The sequence below is a fragment of the Aeromonas sp. DNRA1 genome (assembly GCF_963888745.1).
Lineage (GTDB): Bacteria > Pseudomonadota > Gammaproteobacteria > Enterobacterales > Aeromonadaceae > Aeromonas > Aeromonas hydrophila.
Window position 1 is genome coordinate 33,774 of the sequence record NZ_CAWPKQ010000004.1, and the last position, 18,853, is coordinate 52,626.

The 18,853-nt window shown below is 62.6% G+C and carries 18 protein-coding genes and 1 other RNA gene; 15 read left to right on the top strand and 4 right to left on the bottom strand.

From position 1 onward, the window contains the following. Nucleotides 1–32: 32 nt before the first annotated feature. Together sspA and AACQ43_RS13730 are read left to right on the top strand one after the other, a co-directional pair. Complete coding sequence (gene sspA, locus AACQ43_RS13725) at nt 33–662, top strand: stringent starvation protein SspA (RefSeq protein ID WP_011707594.1); 630 nt, start codon at nt 33–35, stop codon at nt 660–662. After that, nucleotides 659–1,084, top strand: coding sequence for a ClpXP protease specificity-enhancing factor (locus AACQ43_RS13730; protein WP_017409380.1), 426 nt, complete (start codon nt 659–661; stop codon nt 1,082–1,084). The genes sspA and AACQ43_RS13730 overlap by 4 nt, the downstream gene beginning before the upstream one ends. A 52-nt stretch (nt 1,085–1,136) precedes the next feature. Here AACQ43_RS13730 and dolP read toward each other — a convergent pair whose 3' ends face one another. The 4 genes from dolP to AACQ43_RS13750 are packed head-to-tail and all read right to left on the bottom strand — an operon-like array spanning nt 1,137 to nt 4,420. Then, nucleotides 1,137–1,715, bottom strand: a complete 579-nt coding sequence (gene dolP, locus AACQ43_RS13735; protein WP_024945441.1) for a division/outer membrane stress-associated lipid-binding lipoprotein — start codon at nt 1,713–1,715, stop codon at nt 1,137–1,139. Between the two features lie 4 nt (nt 1,716–1,719). Continuing rightward, on the bottom strand, nt 1,720–2,310 hold the full coding sequence (locus tag AACQ43_RS13740) for a D-sedoheptulose-7-phosphate isomerase (RefSeq protein ID WP_005305871.1): 591 nt from the start codon (nt 2,308–2,310) through the stop codon (nt 1,720–1,722). A 9-nt stretch (nt 2,311–2,319) separates the two neighbouring features. Further along, nucleotides 2,320–2,712, bottom strand: coding sequence for a YraN family protein (locus tag AACQ43_RS13745; RefSeq protein WP_073351968.1), 393 nt, complete (start codon nt 2,710–2,712; stop codon nt 2,320–2,322). After that, entirely contained in the window at nt 2,633–4,420 is a 1,788-nt protein-coding gene (locus tag AACQ43_RS13750; RefSeq protein ID WP_060390597.1) for a penicillin-binding protein activator, read from the bottom strand. The genes AACQ43_RS13745 and AACQ43_RS13750 overlap by 80 nt, the downstream gene beginning before the upstream one ends. A 199-nt stretch (nt 4,421–4,619) precedes the next feature. Between AACQ43_RS13750 and rsmI the strand changes: the two genes are divergently transcribed. From rsmI to murC, 13 genes are all read left to right on the top strand, one after another. Further along, nucleotides 4,620–5,453, top strand: a complete 834-nt coding sequence (rsmI, locus tag AACQ43_RS13755) for a 16S rRNA (cytidine(1402)-2'-O)-methyltransferase (RefSeq protein ID WP_060390598.1) — start codon at nt 4,620–4,622, stop codon at nt 5,451–5,453. Nucleotides 5,454–5,568: 115 nt separating this feature from the next. Continuing rightward, an RNA gene (gene rnpB, locus AACQ43_RS13760) (RNase P RNA component class A) lies at nt 5,569–5,955 on the top strand. Between the two features lie 451 nt (nt 5,956–6,406). After that, complete coding sequence (gene mraZ / locus AACQ43_RS13765; RefSeq protein ID WP_130631551.1) at nt 6,407–6,865, top strand: division/cell wall cluster transcriptional repressor MraZ; 459 nt, start codon at nt 6,407–6,409, stop codon at nt 6,863–6,865. Further along, complete coding sequence (rsmH, locus tag AACQ43_RS13770) at nt 6,866–7,804, top strand: 16S rRNA (cytosine(1402)-N(4))-methyltransferase RsmH (RefSeq protein ID WP_076361986.1); 939 nt, start codon at nt 6,866–6,868, stop codon at nt 7,802–7,804. Between the two features lie 3 nt (nt 7,805–7,807). After that, nucleotides 7,808–8,122, top strand: a complete 315-nt coding sequence (gene ftsL / locus AACQ43_RS13775) for a cell division protein FtsL (protein ID WP_005305726.1) — start codon at nt 7,808–7,810, stop codon at nt 8,120–8,122. Beyond that, nucleotides 8,119–9,873 (top strand): penicillin-binding transpeptidase domain-containing protein, encoded by a 1,755-nt coding sequence (locus AACQ43_RS13780; protein WP_016352182.1) that lies wholly within the window; start codon nt 8,119–8,121, stop codon nt 9,871–9,873. Before ftsL ends, AACQ43_RS13780 begins: the two co-directional genes overlap by 4 nt. Beyond that, nucleotides 9,854–11,338: a UDP-N-acetylmuramoyl-L-alanyl-D-glutamate--2,6-diaminopimelate ligase gene (gene murE / locus AACQ43_RS13785; protein WP_168967631.1), complete on the top strand. Its 1,485-nt coding sequence runs from the start codon at nt 9,854–9,856 to the stop codon at nt 11,336–11,338. Before AACQ43_RS13780 ends, murE begins: the two co-directional genes overlap by 20 nt. Beyond that, complete coding sequence (gene murF, locus AACQ43_RS13790; RefSeq protein ID WP_076361983.1) at nt 11,335–12,690, top strand: UDP-N-acetylmuramoyl-tripeptide--D-alanyl-D-alanine ligase; 1,356 nt, start codon at nt 11,335–11,337, stop codon at nt 12,688–12,690. Before murE ends, murF begins: the two co-directional genes overlap by 4 nt. Beyond that, nucleotides 12,684–13,766: a phospho-N-acetylmuramoyl-pentapeptide-transferase gene (mraY, locus tag AACQ43_RS13795; RefSeq protein WP_011707583.1), complete on the top strand. Its 1,083-nt coding sequence runs from the start codon at nt 12,684–12,686 to the stop codon at nt 13,764–13,766. The genes murF and mraY overlap by 7 nt, the downstream gene beginning before the upstream one ends. A gap of 3 nt (nt 13,767–13,769) precedes the next feature. Then, entirely contained in the window at nt 13,770–15,053 is a 1,284-nt protein-coding gene (murD, locus tag AACQ43_RS13800; RefSeq protein ID WP_168967632.1) for a UDP-N-acetylmuramoyl-L-alanine--D-glutamate ligase, read from the top strand. After that, nucleotides 15,050–16,231, top strand: a complete 1,182-nt coding sequence (ftsW, locus tag AACQ43_RS13805) for a cell division protein FtsW (protein ID WP_168967633.1) — start codon at nt 15,050–15,052, stop codon at nt 16,229–16,231. The genes murD and ftsW overlap by 4 nt, the downstream gene beginning before the upstream one ends. After that, on the top strand, nt 16,231–17,316 hold the full coding sequence (murG, locus tag AACQ43_RS13810; protein ID WP_029302060.1) for an undecaprenyldiphospho-muramoylpentapeptide beta-N-acetylglucosaminyltransferase: 1,086 nt from the start codon (nt 16,231–16,233) through the stop codon (nt 17,314–17,316). Before ftsW ends, murG begins: the two co-directional genes overlap by 1 nt. Next, nucleotides 17,313–18,767, top strand: a complete 1,455-nt coding sequence (gene murC, locus AACQ43_RS13815) for a UDP-N-acetylmuramate--L-alanine ligase (RefSeq protein ID WP_010635950.1) — start codon at nt 17,313–17,315, stop codon at nt 18,765–18,767. The genes murG and murC overlap by 4 nt, the downstream gene beginning before the upstream one ends. The last annotated feature ends 86 nt before the right edge of the window (nt 18,768–18,853 follow it).

Consider the following 18,853-nt stretch of genomic DNA (forward strand, 5'->3'; position numbering starts at 1 on the left):
CCGTTTCTGCTTTTTAATGACGGGAGGGTTCAATGGCTGTAGCTGCCAATAAGCGTTCGGTAATGACGCTGTTTTCCGGTGCCAACGATATGTTCAGCCATCAGGTGCGCATTGTCCTGGCGGAGAAGGGTGTTAGCGTAGATATCTGCCAGGTTGACCCAAGCAACCTGCCGGATGAGCTGGCCGAGCTGAACCCCTACAACACCGTACCGACCCTGGTCGATCGCGAGCTGGCGTTGTACACCTCACGCATCATCATGGAGTATCTGGACGAGCGCTTCCCGCACCCGCCCCTGATGCCGGTCTACCCTGTGGCCCGCGGCAACAGCCGTCTGATGATGCATCGCATCGAGCTGGACTGGTATTCTCTGGCCGACAAGATCATGGCGGGTACCGACGTGGATGCGGCACGTGCCGAACTGCGGGACAACCTGCTGGCCATCGCGCCGATCTTCGGTGAAATGCCCTATTTCATGAGCGAAGAGTTTGGCCTGGTCGACTGCTACATGGCCCCGCTGCTGTGGCGTCTGCCGAGCCTCGGCATCGACTTCACCGGTCGTGGCGCCAAAGAGCTGAAGGCCTACATGGTGCGTCTGTTCGAGCGTGAGTCTTTCCAGGCTTCCCTGACTGAAGCCGAACGCGAGATCCGTGCCGGCGTATGAGCATGGAACCGACAATGACACCCAGTCGCCCGTACCTGCTGCGGGCGTTCTTCGACTGGTTGCTGGACAATGACCTGACCCCGCATCTGGTGGTCAACGTCAACATCCCTCATGTGATGGTGCCGATGCAGTTTGTCCAGGATGGACAGATAGTGCTGAATATCGCACCCCGTGCGGTAGGGCAGTTCCACATGGACAATGAAGCCATCAGCTTCAGCGCCCGTTTTGGTGGTGTCTCCCAGCAGGTTTACATCCCGATGGCGGCCGTATTGGCCATCCATGCCCGGGAAAACGGCGTGGGAACCCTGTTCCCGCCTGAGCCGGGTTATGACCTCTGGCTGGAGCAAGCCGAAGCACCGGTGGAACCCGAGCCGGAACCGCCGCGTCCGAGCGGTCGTCCGACCCTGAAGGTCATCAAATAAAAAACGCAGCCAACTGGCTGCGTTTTTTTATGCCGAGCGTCGGTAGTCAGTGTTAGTTCTGGGCGAACTCGAAGGCCTTGATCACGCGCTTCACGCCGCTGACGTGGCGGGCGATCTCGACGGCATGATCCCCTTCCTGGCGGGTCACCAGGCCAATCAGGAATACCTCGCCGTTCTCGGTGACCACCTTGACCTTGGCACTGTCAAAATTCTTGGCGCCCAGCATGTCTGCCCGCACCTTGGAGGTGATCCAGGAGTCGTTGCTGCGAACCCCTATGCTGACCGGCTGGCCGAGGCGCAATTCGTTGTAGACGTGGCGCACCCCCTCGATGCGGGCCACTATCTTGCCAGCTTCGAGCTTGTAAGCGTCAGAAGGTGTCTGACCGACCAGCAGCACGCGGCCGTTGTTGCTGTAGACGCTGATCTTGCTGGCCGCGCTGAGCGGCTTGTTGTCAGCCAGCAGGTTGGCCGCTTTCAGCTCGATAGCCTGATCATCCCACTGGGCGCCCAGGGTGCGGCGATCGCCGGAGGCTTTGGCGGTGCCGGCGGCACCGCCTACCACTACGGCCGCGCAGCCTTGCAGCAGCAGGGTACCGGCCAGCAGGCCGAGCAGGAGCATTTGCTTGTTCATGGTTTCAATCTTCCTGTTGCGGGAAAAGAGTCTGGTCGATGAGATCACACAGGCAGTGCAGGGTCAACAGGTTCACTTCCAGAATGCGGGGTCGACGAGCCGACGGTACCCGAATCTCCACATCGTTGGGGCCGAGCAGGCCGGCGATCTCGCCGCCATCGCCACCACCCAGCACCACTATGGTCATGTCGCGGGAGAGGGCTGCCTCGGCTGCCTTGATCAGGCTGCGGCTGTTACCCGTGGTGGTGATGACCACCAGGATGTCGCCGGGCTGACCGAGCGCCCGGATCTGCTTGGCATACACCTCTTCAAAACCGTGGTCGGTGGCGATGGCGCTGATGGTAGCCATGTCAGGAGTCAGCGCCATGCCGGGCAGGGAAGGGCGCTCGGTTTCGTAGCAGTTGACCAATTCCGAGATGAACAGCTGGGCCAGCGCTGCGGAAGGACCGTTGCCGCATGCCATCACCTTGTGGCCATTGAGCAGACAGATGGTCAGCATCTGGGCTGCGGTATGGATGGCATCCGGCAGCGCCTCGGCAGCGGCTATCTTGGTCTGGATGCTCTCGGTGTAGTTCTCTTTGATGCGGTCAGTCATGGGGTCCTCTTAAAATGCGTTCTGGATCCAGTCTGGCTGGTCGCCCTCGAACGCGATCACATCGAATCGGCAGGCCTGGCTGGCCTCGTTGATGGCATGTTGCTTGAAATAGTGGCGCGCTGCTAGCACGATCTTGTGCTGCTTGCGCCGGGTGACCGAGGCGGCTGCGCCGCCATGGCTGGTCTGGGCGCGATAGCGGACCTCAACAAACACCAGGGTCTCCCCCTGGCGCATGATGAGATCGATCTCGCCACCCCGGCAGCGGTAGTTGCGGGTCACGGGCTGCAGGCCGCGGGCCTGCAACCAGCGTTCCGCTAGCTGCTCAAAGTGCTGTCCCTTGCTCGGTGCTGACGGGAACAGGTTCTGCCACTGCTGGTGCATCCGTGCCAATAGACCCTTCATGGGGGGCTCCCTCGAGCTGAGGCATGGCACTGTCGCTGACCAGCTTGCCATTCTGGTAGGTAGCCCAGTCCAGTACCCGCACTATGTTGCCGCTGGCATCCACGCTCAACTGGCCGCTCATGCCCGGCTGCTGCATGGCATTGACCTTGCGCATCTGCTGCAGGTTTTCTGCTAGCGCCACGGCATCGTAGCCCAGGGCGAAGAGGCGCAGCAGGTCACCCTGGGTTTGCGGCCAGAGCAGGGCGATCTGTTCGCGCTGCTTCTCGTAACCACCCAGCAGCAGCGGCATGTCGGAGATATGCATGCCGTTGAGCTCGGAGGCCACTTCGGTGGTGGCGCTGTCATAGCTGCGCGAGCTGCTGTAGATCGGCAGGCTGCCCATCGGATTGACCGAGATGTCCACATACGGCTTGATCATCCGGGTCTCCAGGCTGTTGGCGACCACATAGACCACGTCGATGCTGCGCGGCGCCGTGTCAGCAAGCTGTACCACTTCACCGGCCCGGGCGGTGGAGCGACCGCTCAGGGCGTTCTTGACCATGCCCTGCACTTCGTTGCGAGCGCCGAAGGTGGCGACGACCGGCTTGTCCTGGCTCACGGTGGCCCAGGCCTGTTCGAACGCCTTGATGCTGCCATAACCGATCCGCCCCTGGGCGGCGATCAGCAGCGGCTTGCGATAGCCCTGACCGTAGAGGTACTGGGCGGCCTGCGCTGCATCGGCGGCGGCGGAGAGGGAGAAGTAGAAGGTGTTGTCATTGACGATCGGCTTGTCCAGTTCGTTGAGAGCCAGCACCGGCACGGTCGGATTGGACTTGAGCAGCTCCTCGACCCGGTCTTTGAGCAGCGGGCCGATGATCATGTTGGCCCCTTCCTGAATCGCCTGTTTGTAGAGCTCGCCCATCGACTTGGTCTGGGTGTCGTAGAAGTTCAGGGTGAACTGGCCCTGATTCTCCTTGTAAGACATCAGCATGCCGTTGCGGATGGCGGCGCCCTGCGGTTCCAGATTGCCGGAGAGCGGCAGGAACACGGCGATCTGCTGAAGGGTATTGATGTTGCTGGTCGCCAGATCACCCAGACCCGCCGGCATGTCTTTCTGGGCCGGGTGGTTCGGGAAGGTCTGCTTCCAGCCAGCGAGCTGGCGTGCCAGCTGATTGGGCTGGGCGCCAAACTCGTTCACCAGCGCCGCCAGTCGCAGCCAGCCGGTAGTCACGTCGGGAGCCGGCGCCTCTTCCAGTGCCTGCAGGGTGGAGGGGGTCATGCTTTTGAGGAGTGACCAGATTTGCTGGTGATTGGTCGCCAGCTCATTTTGGGCCAGATAGGGCTCCAGCAGGATCAGCGACTTGGCGGCACCGAACTTGTTGTTGATGTCCAGTTGCAGCACCACCCGCTGGCGATACCAGTCCTTCTGGGTATCGGCATCCAGCTCCACCTCGGGTTTGCCCTCCAGTAGGATCAGCGCTTGGTTGGCGTTGCCCTGGGCGAGCAGCAGGTGAGCCTGCAACAGTTGCAGCTGGGCTTTTTGCTCGGCGCTCTGGCCCTGCTTCTGCAGTTGCTGGAACAGGGCCGCTGCCGGCTTGGCCTGGCCGAGCGCCAGATAGCTGCGCGCCGCCATCACCTGCCAGGTGAAGGCTTCGGCCGGTTTGGCCGGATCCACTTGTGCTAGATACCACTGGGCATTCTTGGTCAGATCCGAGAAGGCCGACGGCATGCCGGATTGTCCGGCTGATTGATTGGGCTCCGACGCACAGGCGGCAAGCAGTACTGCCGCGAGTAGGATGCCGAAGAGTCGTGATACACTTAGCTGCTTTGTAACCCGGTTCAAGTTCATTCCCCGACCAGTGTTGAAATTCTCCATAGTGTAAACGGGCCAATATGGCGACACAATTGTCGGGACACTCGGAGCTCCCATGAGTGACATCCCAACCCTGTACATAGTCCCCACTCCGATCGGCAATCTGGCTGACATTACCCAGCGTGCATTGGACATTTTACGCAGTGTCGATCTGGTGGCAGCCGAGGATACCCGCCATACCGGCATCCTGCTCAGCCACTATCAAATCTCGGTGCCCACCTTCGCGCTGCACGATCACAACGAACAACAGAAGGCGGACGTGCTGATCGGCCGGATAAAAGAGGGCAAGAGCGTGGCCCTGGTCTCCGATGCCGGTACGCCGCTCATCAGCGACCCTGGTTATCACCTGGTCACCCGTTGTCGCGAAGCCGGGGTCAAGGTGGTGCCGCTGCCCGGCCCCTGCGCCGCCATCACGGCGCTCAGCGCTGCTGGCCTGCCCACCGACCGGTTTGCTTTCGAAGGTTTCCTGCCGGCCAAGAGCAAAGGGCGTGACGATCGCCTGCAGGCTGTTATCGAAGATACCCGTTCGCTGGTGTTCTACGAATCCCCGCGCCGGGTACAGGATACGGTGGAAGCGATTGCTCGCATCCTTGGCGAGCGCCAGGTGGTTGTGTGTCGTGAACTGACCAAAACGTTCGAATCGATCCACGGTTTGCCCGCTTCCGAGATGCTGACCTGGCTTGGCGAAGATGAAAACCGCTGCCGCGGCGAGATCGTACTGGTGGTCGCGGGCGCCAATAAAACGGAAGAGGAGCTGCCGGCCGAGGCGATCCGTACCCTTGGGCTGCTAGTGGCCGAACTGCCGCTCAAAAAAGCGGCGGCGCTCACCGCCGAGATCCACGGGGTCAAGAAGAACGCGCTCTACAAGTACGGCCTCGAACATCACTGAGGCGGGCAGATGCAGGCCGGAGGCCAGCCTTGGCGTTCTCTCGAGTGCGATTAACTCGGTCAAAACTCAATTGCAGGTTTACCCGAGGTGCCGGACAAGGCTATAATCCGCGCCCGGAGTTGGCTGGGCAATCGCTGCTTCGTCGTTGTGTCCTTCGGGACAGACGGGCGGAGGGGAGGAAAGTCCGGGCTTCATAGGGCAGGGTGCCAGGTAACGCCTGGGGGGCGTGAGCCTACGACCAGTGCAACAGAGAGCAAACCGCCGATGGCCCGCAAGGGATCAGGTAAGGGTGAAAGGGTGCGGTAAGAGCGCACCGCGCGACTGGCAACAGTTCGTGGCACGGTAAACTCCACCCGAAGCAAGACCAAATAGGCCCCTATTGGCGCGGCCCGCGTTGGGGGCGGGTAGGTTGCTTGAGCCAGTGAGCGATTGCTGGCCTAGAGGAATGATTGCTACCCGGGGCAACCCGGTACAGAACCCGGCTTACAGGCCGACTCCGACCTATTCCTGAAGAGCCTTGCGATTTATCGCGAGGCTCTTTTTTTATTGGCGAGAAAAATAGCGGCTTGTATTGAAAGATATATGCGTTGACGGATAGTGAGATGGTCGGCTCTATACATATAGATCAGTTGGTTATGGTTTTTTCATACACAATGCCTGAGCTATGTGGGGGCCTGTGAATCTGAGCGGATCATTCCGCTGCTTATTCGTTCACCCTGCTGAGCTTTTAATTCTTCGCAATTAATCGGATTGCCGTAAACACAAATAACTTGTGGAAAATCAACTCATTTAATCCTCGCTGCTGAAACGCTGCGTCAATATGTTCCCCATGCCCGAGATCCTCGCTTGAAAAGCCCTCAGCACGTCCTTAAACTTCAAGGTGGGGAAAAGTGGATCAAAGTGGTTTTTATCGGGCGGTTTGCCCCCTTTAACTCATTTTCAGGGACTGCAATTTGTTGCGTGGTGCGCATGCCATCACCCTCGACAGCAAGGGGCGATTGGCGATTCCGACCAAGTACCGTGATTGGCTGCGCGACGAAAGCGAGGGCCAGCTGGTCTGCACCATCGATATTGCCCATCCCTGCCTGCTGCTTTACCCCCTGAACGAATGGGAAGAGATCGAGCGCAAGCTCAAGACGCTCTCCAGCATGAATCCCCTTGAGCGCCGCCTGCAGCGGTTGTTGCTCGGGCATGCGACCGAATGCGAGCTGGACGGCAATGGCCGTCTGCTGCTCAGTCAGCCACTGCGCAGCCATGCAGGGCTGGACAAGAAGATCATGCTGGTGGGCCAGCTCAACAAGTTTGAGCTGTGGGATGAAGCCCGCTGGCAACAACAGGTCAATGATGACATTCAGGGCCTGCCCGAAGACGACTGGGCAAGCTCGCCACGACTACAGGATTTCTCTTTATAAATGACCCAAGCCGCTGAACACATCACAGTGCTGCTGCACGAAGCCGTTGAAGGGCTGGCCATCAAGCCGGACGGCATCTACGTCGACGGTACGTTTGGCCGGGGTGGTCACTCTCGTCTCATTCTCCAGCAGCTTGGCCCCAACGGCCGGCTGATCGCCATCGATCGGGATCCCCAAGCCATTGCCGAAGCGGCCAAGATCCAGGATCCCCGTTTCGAAATCGTGCACGGCCCCTTCTCCGGCATTGCCTCCTATCTGGATGAGCGCGGCCTGCTGGGCAAGGTAGACGGTTTCCTGCTGGATCTGGGGGTCTCTTCTCCCCAGCTGGACGATGCCGAGCGCGGTTTCAGCTTCATGAAGGACGGTCCGCTCGACATGCGGATGGATCCCACCTCCGGTCAGAGCGCCGCCGAATGGCTGGCTCGCGCCGATGTGGACGACATCGCCTGGGTGCTGAAGACCTTTGGCGAGGAGCGTTTCGCCAAGAAGATCGCTCGTGCCATCGTGCACGACCGCGTGACCGAGCCCTATGTGCGCACACGCCAACTGGCGGAGATGATTGCCCGGGTCAATCCGAGCAAGGAGAAGGGCAAGCACGCCGCCACCCGCAGCTTCCAGGCCATCCGCATCTACATCAACAGCGAGCTGGACGAGATCGAAACCGCGCTCAACGGTGCGCTGGAAGTATTGGCACCACATGGCCGTCTGTCAGTGATCAGCTTCCACTCGCTGGAAGATCGGCTGGTGAAGCATTTCATTCGCAAGCACGAGAAAGGGCCGGAAGTGCCGCATGGCATTCCGTTGACCGAGGCCCAGCTGGCCGGCGGTCGCAAATTGAAGTCGGTCGGCAAGGCGCTCAAGCCTTCCGAGCACGAAGTCAGCGAAAACAGCCGATCCCGCAGCTCGGTGCTGCGGGTCGCCCAGCGGTTGGCGGAGTAAGCCATGAGCGAGGTGCGCGTTCATCTGGCCAGGGAGATCCTCGGTGATCTCTGGCGGCACAAGCTGCAGGTGGTGCTGGCCATCGCCGTGCTGATCACCGCCTTTGCGGTGATCCTGGTGACCAACATGACCCGCGGTCTGACGGCCAAGCAGAACGACCTGATGGCCGAAGAGGATCGCCTCAACATCGAATGGCGGCACCTGTTGCTGGAGCAGGGCACGCTGGCCGAGCACTCCCGGGTGGCGAGTCTGGCCATGGACAAGTTGCAGATGGCTCGCCCGCTGGTGACCACCGAGAAGGTAATTACACAACCATGAAACGCAAGGCTTCCGCCAAGGCCCAACCCAAGGTCAAAGCTCCGTCACTCTATCCGTGGCGCTTTCGCACGCTGGTGTTCTTCATCGGCATTGCGTTTGCCGGCTTGATCCTGCGACTGGCCTGGATCCAGGTGATCGACCCGGATCGGCTGCGCCAGGAAGGGGACATGCGTTCGCTGCGTACCACTTCCACTCAGGCGGTGCGCGGCATGATCACCGATCGCAACGGCGAACAGCTGGCGGTTTCGGTGCCTGTTGAGGCTGTCTGGGCCGATCCCAAGACGGTGCATGAATCCGGCGCCATCCATAACGAGCGGGCCTGGCTGGCCTTGTCCGCCGTGCTCAAGCTCGACATCAACACTCTCAAGCACCGTATCTCCAACCCGAGCAAGCGCTTCGTCTACCTGCAGCGCCAGGTGACGCCGGCGGTGGCGGAATACATCAAGGGCCTCAAGCTGGGTGGCATCTATCTGCGCCCCGAAGCGCGCCGTTTCTACCCGACCGGCGAGATCAGCGCCCACCTGGTGGGGGTAACCAACATCGACGGCAGCGGCATCGAGGGGATCGAGCGCAGCTACAACGAGTGGCTGACAGCGACTCCCGGCGAGATGCGGGTGCGCAAGGACAGACAGGGCCGGGTCATCGAGCGGCTTGGTCTGGTGAAAGAGGGCAAGAACGCCAACGATCTGCAGCTGAGCATCGATCAACGGGTGCAGGCGCTGGCCTACCGGGCGCTCAAGCGCGCCACCGACGAGAACAAGGCGACCTCCGGCTCCATGGTGATGCTGGACGTCAAGACCGGCGAAGTGCTCGCCATGGTCAACACCCCCTCCTACAACCCCAACAACCGCGGCCAGTACCAGAGTTTCCGGGTGCGCAACCGGGTGGTGACCGATACCTATGAACCGGGCTCCACCGTCAAGCCGCTGATCCTGCTCAGCGCCCTGCAGGCCGGCGTCACCAGCTGGAAGGACACCATTCCGGGCGGCCCGCTGTTTATCGGGGCCAAGCAGATCCGCGACGTGAGTATCCACAAGGCCACCAACCTGTACGACATCCTGCGCTACTCCTCCAACATCGGCATGTCGCGCATTGCGCTGCGGATGCCGGCGCAGGAGATGATCAACACCCTCAGCATGGTGGGCTTCGGGATGGATACCGGCAGCGGCCTGATGGGTGAGAGCAGCGGCATGCTGCCCCAGCGCCGGCGCTGGTCCGATATCGAACGGGCCACCCTGTCGTTCGGCTATGGTCTGCGGGTCACCCCGCTGCAGCTGGCCTCCGCTTATGCCACCCTGGCCAACAAGGGCAAGCGGGTGCCGCTCTCCATCGTCAAGGTGACCGAGCCACCCAAGGGGGAGCAGGTCATCGATCACAACAACGCCACCGCCATGCTGCAGGCGCTGGAGTACGTGGTCAGCAATGCCATTCCCAAAGCGCAGATCCCCGGTTACCGGGTCGGCGGCAAGAGTGGTACCGCCAAGGTCGCGGTCGCAGGTGGCTACGGCAAGGACTACATGGCCTGGTTCGCCGGTTTCGCCCCGGCCAGCAATCCCCGTTTCGTCATGGTAGTGGTGATCAACGAGCCCAAAGGCGACGCCTACTACGGTGGCGCCGTGGCGACGCCGCCGTTTGCCGAGGCCATGGGCGGGGTACTGCAGCTCTTCAATATTCGTCCCGACGCGGTACCGCCTGCGGTGCCCACCAAACTTGCCCGTACGGAGGCTTCCAATGTTGTCCCGCGCACTTGATCAACTGATGCGCCCCTTTGGCATTACTGCCCCGGCGCTCGCGCTTACCGACATCCAGCTGGACAGTCGGCGGGTCGGGCCCGGTTGTCTCTTCGTGGCGATTCGCGGGCATCAGGTGGATGGCAGACGGTTTATCGAACAGGCGGTGGCTCAGGGAGCGACCGCCGTACTGTTTGAAGAGGACGGTGAATTCGTGGCCCCGGCACTGAGCGTGCCTTGTCTCGGGATCCCGGATCTGCCAGCCAGGCTCTCCGAGCTGGCTGGCTATTGCTACGACCAGCCGGCCAGCAAGCTGGATCTGGTGGGCATCACCGGCACCAACGGCAAGAGTACCACGGCGCTGCTGGTGGCCAACTGGCGCACCCTGCTGGGGGGCAAGGCCGGGGTGATGGGCACCATCGGCAACGGTCTGTTCGGCGATCTGGTGGAAGCGGAAAACACCACCGGCAGCGCGGTGCAGGTGCAGGCCAATCTGGCCGCTCTGCAAGCGCAGGGGGCGGATCTGGTGGCGATGGAGGTGTCCAGCCACGGCCTGGTACAGCATCGCGTCGCGGCCCTGCCGTTTGCCGCCGCCGTATTCACCAACCTGAGCCGGGATCATCTGGACTATCACGGCACCATGGAGGCCTACGGCGCCGCCAAGGAAGAGCTGCTGAAACTGGTGGACGAACCCTGCGCCGTGCTCAATGCCGACGACCAGTTGGGCCGCCAATGGCTGGCTGCCTATCCGGCTGCCGTGGCGTTCAGCGTGCACGGCCCGGTGGCCGGTCACCCGGGGCGACAGCTGACGGCGCAGGATCCCCATTTCCACCAGCAAGGTTTTCGCACGCAGATTAACTCCAGCTGGGGGAATGGTGTATTATCCGCCCCCTTGCTCGGGCGCTTCAACGTCAGCAACGTGCTGGCTGCGATGGGCGCCATGCTGGTGCTCGGTTATGACTTCGACGAGTTGCTGGCCAGCGCGCCGCAACTGCAGCCAGTAACCGGCCGCATGGAGTGCTTCGGTGGCGGCAAGGCGCCGCTGGCCGTGGTCGATTATGCCCACACGCCGGATGCGCTGGAGAAGGCCTTGCAGGCCCTGCGGGTGCACTGTGAAGGGCGGCTCTGGTGTCTGGTGGGCTGTGGTGGCGACAGGGATCGCGGCAAGCGTCCCATGATGGCCGCCATGGCAGAGCTGCATGCAGATCGCGTGATCCTGACCGATGACAATCCCCGTACCGAGGAGCCGGCCCGGATCATGGCCGACATGGTGGCGGGTCTTCGCGATCCCGGTGCAGTGCAGATCGAGCACGACAGGACCAAGGCAATCCAGCTGGCACTGAGCCAGGCGAGCAAACAAGACATCATCTTGGTGGCCGGTAAGGGTCACGAGGATTATCAGATCATTGGAACCGACAAGCGGCACTATAGCGACCGGGAAACCGTCGCGGCCGCCTTGCACACATTATTGGAGTCATTCGCATGATGACCCTCAGGCTTGCCGAGCTGGCGCAGGTACTCGATGCCCGTCTGATTGGTGAAGACGGAGCGATCACGGCTGTCAGCACCGACACCCGTACCCTGGGCGCAGGCGCACTGTTTGTTGCGCTGCGCGGCGAGCGTTTCGATGCCCACGATTTCTGCGAGCAGGCCGTGGCCGCCGGGGCATCGGCCCTGCTGGTCGAGCGTGAACTGCCGTTGGCAATCCCCCAGCTGGTGGTGACCGACAGTCTCAAAGGACTGGGTCGCCTCGGTCGGTTGGTACGCGAGCGGATCAACCCGAAAGTGCTGGCCATCACCGGTAGCTGCGGCAAGACCACGGTGAAGGAGATGGCGACGGCCATCCTGCGTCAGGAAGGGGAAGTGCTGGCCACCGCCGGCAACTTCAACAACGAAGTAGGGGTACCGCTGACCCTGCTGCGCCTCGAGCCGCAACACCGTTTTGCGGTGATGGAGCTGGGGGCCAACCACCCGGGCGAGATCGCCTGGACCACCTCGCTGGCCAAACCCGATGCCGCCATCATCAACAACGTGGCGGCTGCCCACCTGGAGGGTTTCGGCTCGCTGGAAGGGGTATTCCATGCCAAGAGCGAAATCTTCGAGGGGCTGGGCGAGGGCGGTACTGCCATCGTCAATGCCGACAACGAATTCTGGCCGAAGTGGCAGGCGCGCGGGATCCACTGTGCCTTCTCCATCGAGGATCAGCGTCAGCCGTTCCACGCCAGCAACGTGGTGATCAATCAGCAGGGTTGTGCCGAGTTCGTCATGGTGACCCCGCAGGGCGAAGTGAGCCTGACCCTGGCCATCCCGGGCCGCCACAACGTGGCGAACGCCCTGGCCGCCGCCGCCGGCACGCTGGCGCTCGGCGCCTCGCTCACCTCGGTCAAGGCCGGGCTCGAGCAGATGGCACCGGTCAAGGGCCGTTTCTGTGTCCAGCGCTGGGGTGGTCTCACTCTGGTGGACGACACCTACAACGCCAGCGTGGAGTCCGTGCTGGCGGGCATCGATGCCCTGACCGCCATGAGCGGCTATAGGGTGCTTGTGTTCGGTGACATGAAGGAGTTGGGTGAGGAGTCCGCCGAGCAGCACGCCCGGGTCGGACGCCACGCCAGCGAGCGCGGCCTCGATGCCGTGCTGACCGTAGGGGAACAGAGTCGCCACACCGCAGATGCCGCGGCTGGCCGACATTTCGATAACAAGGCGTCGTTGTTTGAAGTGCTTGCGCAAATGATAAATACACATCAAGAAATCGCGATCCTGGTCAAGGGGGCCCGCGGCTCCCGCATGGAAGATATCGTCGAGATGGTCAAAGACCGTCAGGAGTCAGCCACATGCTAGTCTGGCTGGCGGAACTGCTCACCCCGCACTTCACCTTCTTCAACGTCTTCTCCTACCTGACGTTTCGCGCCATCCTGTCGATCATCACCGGCCTGGTGGTGGCGCTCTGGATGGGGCCACGGCTCATCCGTCGCCTGCAGATCCTCAAATTCGGCCAGGTGATCCGCAATGACGGACCCGAGTCGCACCTGAGCAAGAAAGGCACCCCGACCATGGGTGGCCTGATGATCATCGCCGCCATCTTCATCTCGGTGCTGCTCTGGTGCCGCCTCGACAACCCCTATGTCTGGCTGGTGCTGTTCGTGCTGGGTGCCTATGGCGCCATCGGTTTCGCCGATGACTACCTCAAGGTGGTGCGCAAGAACACCGACGGCCTGATCGCCCGCTGGAAGTACTTCTGGCAATCCGCCGTTGCGCTGGGGGTGGCCGTGTTCCTTTATGCAACCGCCACTCACGACGGTCAGACCCAGCTGGTGGTGCCCTTCCTCAAGGATGTGATGCCGCAACTCGGGCTGATGTTCATCGTACTGACCTACTTCGTCATCGTCGGCACCTCCAACGCGGTCAATCTCACGGATGGCCTGGATGGTCTGGCCATCATGCCGACCGTGATGGTGGCGGGGGGCTTCGCCTTCATCGCCTGGGCCACCGGCAACGTCAATTTCGCCAACTACCTGCATATTCCCTATGTGCCCTATACCTCCGAGCTGGTGATCGTCTGTACCGCCATCGTCGGGGCGGGTCTGGGTTTCCTCTGGTTCAACACCTACCCGGCCCAGGTGTTCATGGGGGACGTGGGCTCCCTGGCGCTGGGCGGCGCGCTCGGCACCATCGCCGTGCTGGTGCGTCAGGAATTTTTGCTGGTGATCATGGGCGGCGTCTTCGTGATGGAGACCGTCTCGGTGATCCTGCAGGTGGGGTCCTACAAGCTGCGCGGCGTGCGCATCTTCCGCATGGCACCGATCCATCACCACTATGAGAAGAAGGGCTGGCCGGAGCCGCGCGTCATCGTGCGCTTCTGGATCATCACTCTCATGTTGGTGCTGCTCGGCCTCGCCACCCTGAAGGTGAGGTAAGCCATGGTCATCATCATCGGACTCGGCAAAACCGGACTCTCCTGCGTCGACTATTTCCTCGGCCGTGGCGTGACGCCGCTGGTGATGGACACCCGCGCCAACCCGCCCGGCAGGGATCAACTGCCTGCCGAGGTGGAACTCATCCACGGGCTGGATGGCGAGCTGCTCAAGCAGGCGCACATGATAGTGGCGAGCCCGGGCATAGCCCTGGCAACGCCCGAACTGCAAGCGGCCGCCGAGTTCGGGGTGCGCATCGTCGGCGACATCGAGCTGTTCGTGCGCGAGACCCAGGTGCCGGTGATCGCCATCACCGGCTCCAACGGCAAGAGCACGGTCACCACCTTGGTGGGCGAGATGATCGCCGAAGCCGGCCTCAAGGTCGGGGTAGGTGGCAACATAGGCACGCCGGCGTTGGAGCTGCTCAAGCAGCCGATGGATCTCTGCGTGCTGGAGCTCTCCAGCTTCCAGCTGGAGACCACCCACAGCCTGCGCGCCGCCGCCTCCGTGGTATTGAACCTCAGTGAGGACCATATGGATCGCTATCAGGGCATGGCCGACTATCGCGCCGCCAAGATGGAGATTCATCAGCACTCCCAGCACATCCTGATCAATCGCGACGATGCCCAGACCCTGCCCGACGTGGGCCATGTGTGGCAGAGCTTCGGCCTTGACTGCAACGGCTATGGCCGCTGCGAGCTGGATGGCCGTCACTGGCTGACCCTGCACGGCGAGCCGTTGCTGGCGGTGGACGAGATGAAGATCGTCGGCGCCCACAATCAGGCCAACGCACTGGCCGCCATGGCCCTGTGCGATGCGGTCGGCATCCCGCGCGAGCCGCAGTTGCGAGTGCTGCGTCGGTTCGAGGGGCTGCCCCACCGTGCCCGCTTCGTGCGGGAGGTGAACGGGGTGCGCTGGATCAACGACTCCAAGGCCACCAACGTGGGGGCGACACTGGCTGCCGTTGCCGGGGTGCGCGAATCGGTGAAGGGCCGTCTGCTGCTGCTGGCCGGTGGTCAGGGCAAGGGCCAGGATTTCGGCCCGGTGCAGGCGCTGCTCGGCAGCCAGATCGATCACATGTACTGTTTCGGCCAGGATGCCGAGGTGCTGCTGGCGTTGGGCGAGCAGACCGAGCGGGCCGCGGATCTGGATGCAGCGGTCGCCAAGGCGGCTGCCGATGCCAGACCCGGCGACTGGGTGCTGCTGGCGCCGGCCTGCGCCAGCCTGGACCAGTTCAAGTCTTTCGAAGCGCGCGGTGATCGTTTCACCGAGCTGGTACAGAAGTTATGAACGCCTTTCGCGCAGTCGCAGGCTTCTTGCAGCGCTGGTTGTTGCCGGCGCGCCCTGCCGGTCTCTATGACCGGCAGCTGGTCGTGCTGGCGCTGGCGCTGATGGCGGTGGGTCTGGTGATCGTAGCCTCCGCCTCGATTCCAGAGGGGATCGCCATCAACAACGATCCCTTCATGTTCGTGAAGCGTCACGGCCTGTTTCTGCTGATGGCGCTCGGCATCTCCTGGTTCGTGCTGCAGGTGCCGATGGCGCGCTGGCAGCACTACAACGGCCCCATGCTGCTGCTGGCCATCGTCATGCTGGTGCTGGTGTTGCTGGTGGGCCGCAGCGTCAACGGCTCGGTGCGTTGGTTGCCGCTTGGCCCCTTCAACCTGCAGCCGGCCGAGTTCGGCAAGCTGGCACTGTTCGTCTATCTGGCGGGCTACCTGGTACGCCGTCAGAGCGAGGTACGCGAGCGTTTCATCGGTTTCATGAAGCCGATGGCGGTGTTGTTCGTGGTGGCCATCCTGCTGCTGGCCCAGCCTGATCTGGGTTCGGTGGTGGTGATGTTCGTCACCTCGCTCGGCATGCTGTTTCTGGCCGGTGCCCGCTTGGTGCAGTTCATCGGTCTCATCCTGGTGGGGGTGAGCGCCGTGGTGACCCTGATCATCGCCGAGCCGTACCGGATGCGGCGGGTGACCTCCTTCCTCGACCCCTGGGCCGATCCGTTCGGCAGCGGCTACCAGCTGACCCAGTCGCTGATGGCATTCGGCCGTGGCAGCTGGTTTGGCGAGGGGCTCGGCAACTCCATCCAGAAGATGGAGTACCTGCCGGAGGCACACACCGACTTCGTGTTCGCCATCCTGGGTGAAGAGCTGGGCTATGTGGGCGTGCTGGGTGCGCTGTTTCTCATCTTTGCGCTGGCAATCAAGGCGCTCAAGCTGGGGCACCAGGCGCTGGTGGCTGAGCGACTGTATGAAGGCTATCTGGCCATTGGCATCGGCATCTGGTTCAGCTTCCAGACCTTCGTCAATGTGGGGGCAGCCAGCGGCATGATGCCGACCAAGGGGCTGACCCTGCCGCTGGTCAGTTATGGTGGTTCGAGCCTCATCATCATGATGGTGGCGGTGAGCATGTTGATTCGTATCGATTTCGAGTTGCGCCAGGCCAGTGCCCAGGCGCGCGTGCGGGAGGTTTAGTGAGCAAGACGCTGTTGGTGATGGCAGGCGGTACCGGGGGCCATGTGTTCCCCGGCTTGGCCGTGGCTGATCGCCTCAAGGCCCAGGGCTGGACCATTCACTGGCTCGGCACCGCCGACCGGATGGAGGCCGAGCTGGTGCCTGCCCATGGTTACCCCATCTCCTTCATCGATATCCAGGGGGTGCGTGGCAACGGCATCAAGCGTCTGCTGGTGGCGCCCTATCGCATCGTCAAATCCGTGCTGCAGGCGCGCCGGGTGCTCAAGACCATTCGTCCCGACGTGGTGCTCGGCATGGGTGGCTTTGCCTCCGGCCCGGGTGGCGTGGCGGCCTGGCTGTCCGGCATTCCGCTGCTGCTGCACGAGCAGAATGCTGCCGCAGGCCTGACCAACAAGCTGCTGGCTCGCCTCGCCAAGCGGGTACTGATGGCATTTCCGGGCGCCTTCGCGCCGAGCCGTCGCACCGCCGTGGTGGGCAACCCGGTACGCCCCGAAGTGGTGGCGCTGCCGGATCCTCAACTGCGCAGCGGGGCAGAGCCACTGCGGCTGCTGATCGTCGGTGGCAGCCTGGGGGCCCGGGTGCTCAACGAGCAGGTGCCGCCAGCGGTGGCGGCGGCCGGCGTGCCCATCGAGGTGCGTCACCAGTGCGGCAAGGGCAATCGGGATGCCGTGGCCGAAGCCTACGCCAAAGAGGGCGTTGCGGCCGAAGTGAGCGAATTTATCAAGGATATGGCCGATGCCTACGCCTGGGCCGATCTGGTGGTGTGCCGGGCGGGGGCGCTGACCGTCTCCGAAGTGGCTGCCGCCGGGGTCGCCGCCATTTTTGTACCGCTGCCTCACGCAGTGGATGATCACCAGACCCGCAACGCCCTGACCCTGGTCGATGGCGGTGCGGCTGAATTCCTGCCCCAATCCGAGCTGACGACAGCCTCGCTGGCTGCCCGTCTTTCCTGGCTTGCCGGGCGCAGGGAAACCCTATTGAACATGGCCCAGGCCGCCCGTCGCGTGGCCATTACCGATGCCGCAGAGCGGGTTGCCGACGAGTGCAAACGCCTGGCGACCGGGCAGATTGAGAGAGAACTATGACCAAGGTTGAACTGGCAAAACTGCGTACCGTTATCCCTGAAATGCGCCGCGTGCGTCGCATCCACTTCATCGGCATTGGTGGTGCCGGGATGGGGGGTATCGCCGAAGTACTTGCCAACGAAGGGTATCAGGTAACCGGCTCGGATCTGGCCCGCAATGCGGTGACCGAGCGACTCGAGTCCCTTGGCGCCCACATCTTCGTCGGTCACAGTGCCGAGCACGTGAACGAGGCGAGCGTGGTGGTGGTCTCCACCGCCATCAAGCAGGACAACCCCGAGCTGCTGGCCGCCCGCGAGCTGCGCATTCCCGTGGTGCGCCGCGCCGAGATGCTGGCCGAGCTGATGCGCTTCCGCCACGGCATCGCCATCGCCGGCACCCATGGCAAGACCACCACCACCAGTCTGGTGGCGAGCATCTATGCCGAAGCGGACCGGGATCCGACCTTCGTCATCGGCGGTTTGCTCAACAGCGCCGGCACCAATGCCCGCCTGGGCAGCAGCCGCTATCTGATTGCCGAGGCGGACGAGAGCGACGCCTCCTTCCTGCATCTGCAGCCGATGGTCTCCATCGTGACCAACATCGAAGCGGATCACATGGATACTTATGGTGGCGACTTCTCCAAGCTGAAGGCCACCTTCATCGACTTCCTGCACAACCTGCCGTTCTACGGGCTGGCCGTGGTGTGCGTGGATGATCCGGTGATCCGCGGCATGTTGCCGGAGATCGCTCGTCCTACCATCACCTACGGCCTGAGTGATGATGCCGACGTGCAGGTACTGGACTTCGTGCAGACCAGCAACCGCAGTCGCTTCCGGGTACGCCGCAAAGATGCCGGCGAGCTGGAGGTGACTCTCAACCTGCCCGGTATCCACAACGCGCTCAATGCCGCCGCGGCGATTGCGGTCGCCACCGAGGACGGGATCGGCGATGATGCCATCATCCGGGCGCTGGCCAAGTTTGAAGGGGTGGGTCGCCGCTTCCAGCAATATGGCGAGTTCGAGACCGGTCGCGGCAAGGCAATGCTGGTGGACGACTACGGTCACCACCCGAGCGAGGTCAAGGTCACCATCAACGCAGCTCGCGCCGGCTGGCCCGAAAAGCGGTTGGTGATGGTGTTCCAGCCGCACCGCTATACCCGTACCCGCGATCTTTACGAAGATTTCGCGGATGTGCTCTCCAAGGTGGACGTGCTGGTGATGCTGGAGGTTTATGCCGCCGGTGAAGAGCCGATTCCGGGCGCCGATGGCCGTGCCCTGTGCCGCTCCATCCGCTCCCGCGGCAGCCTGGAGCCCATCTTTGTCGCGACGCCGGACGATGTGCCGGCGGTGCTGGCCGGGCTGGTCGGCGAGGGCGATCTGGTACTGACCCAGGGGGCAGGGAACGTCGGCGCACTGGCTCGCCGTCTCGGCGAGATGAAATTGAGCATCGAGAGCATGAAATCCGGCGCCTGAGGGCCCAATGAGTATTTTGACCGCCAAGCCGGGGCCTATATAATGGCGAACCGGTCTGCAAAGGGCCGGCATGGCGCGTTAAACGG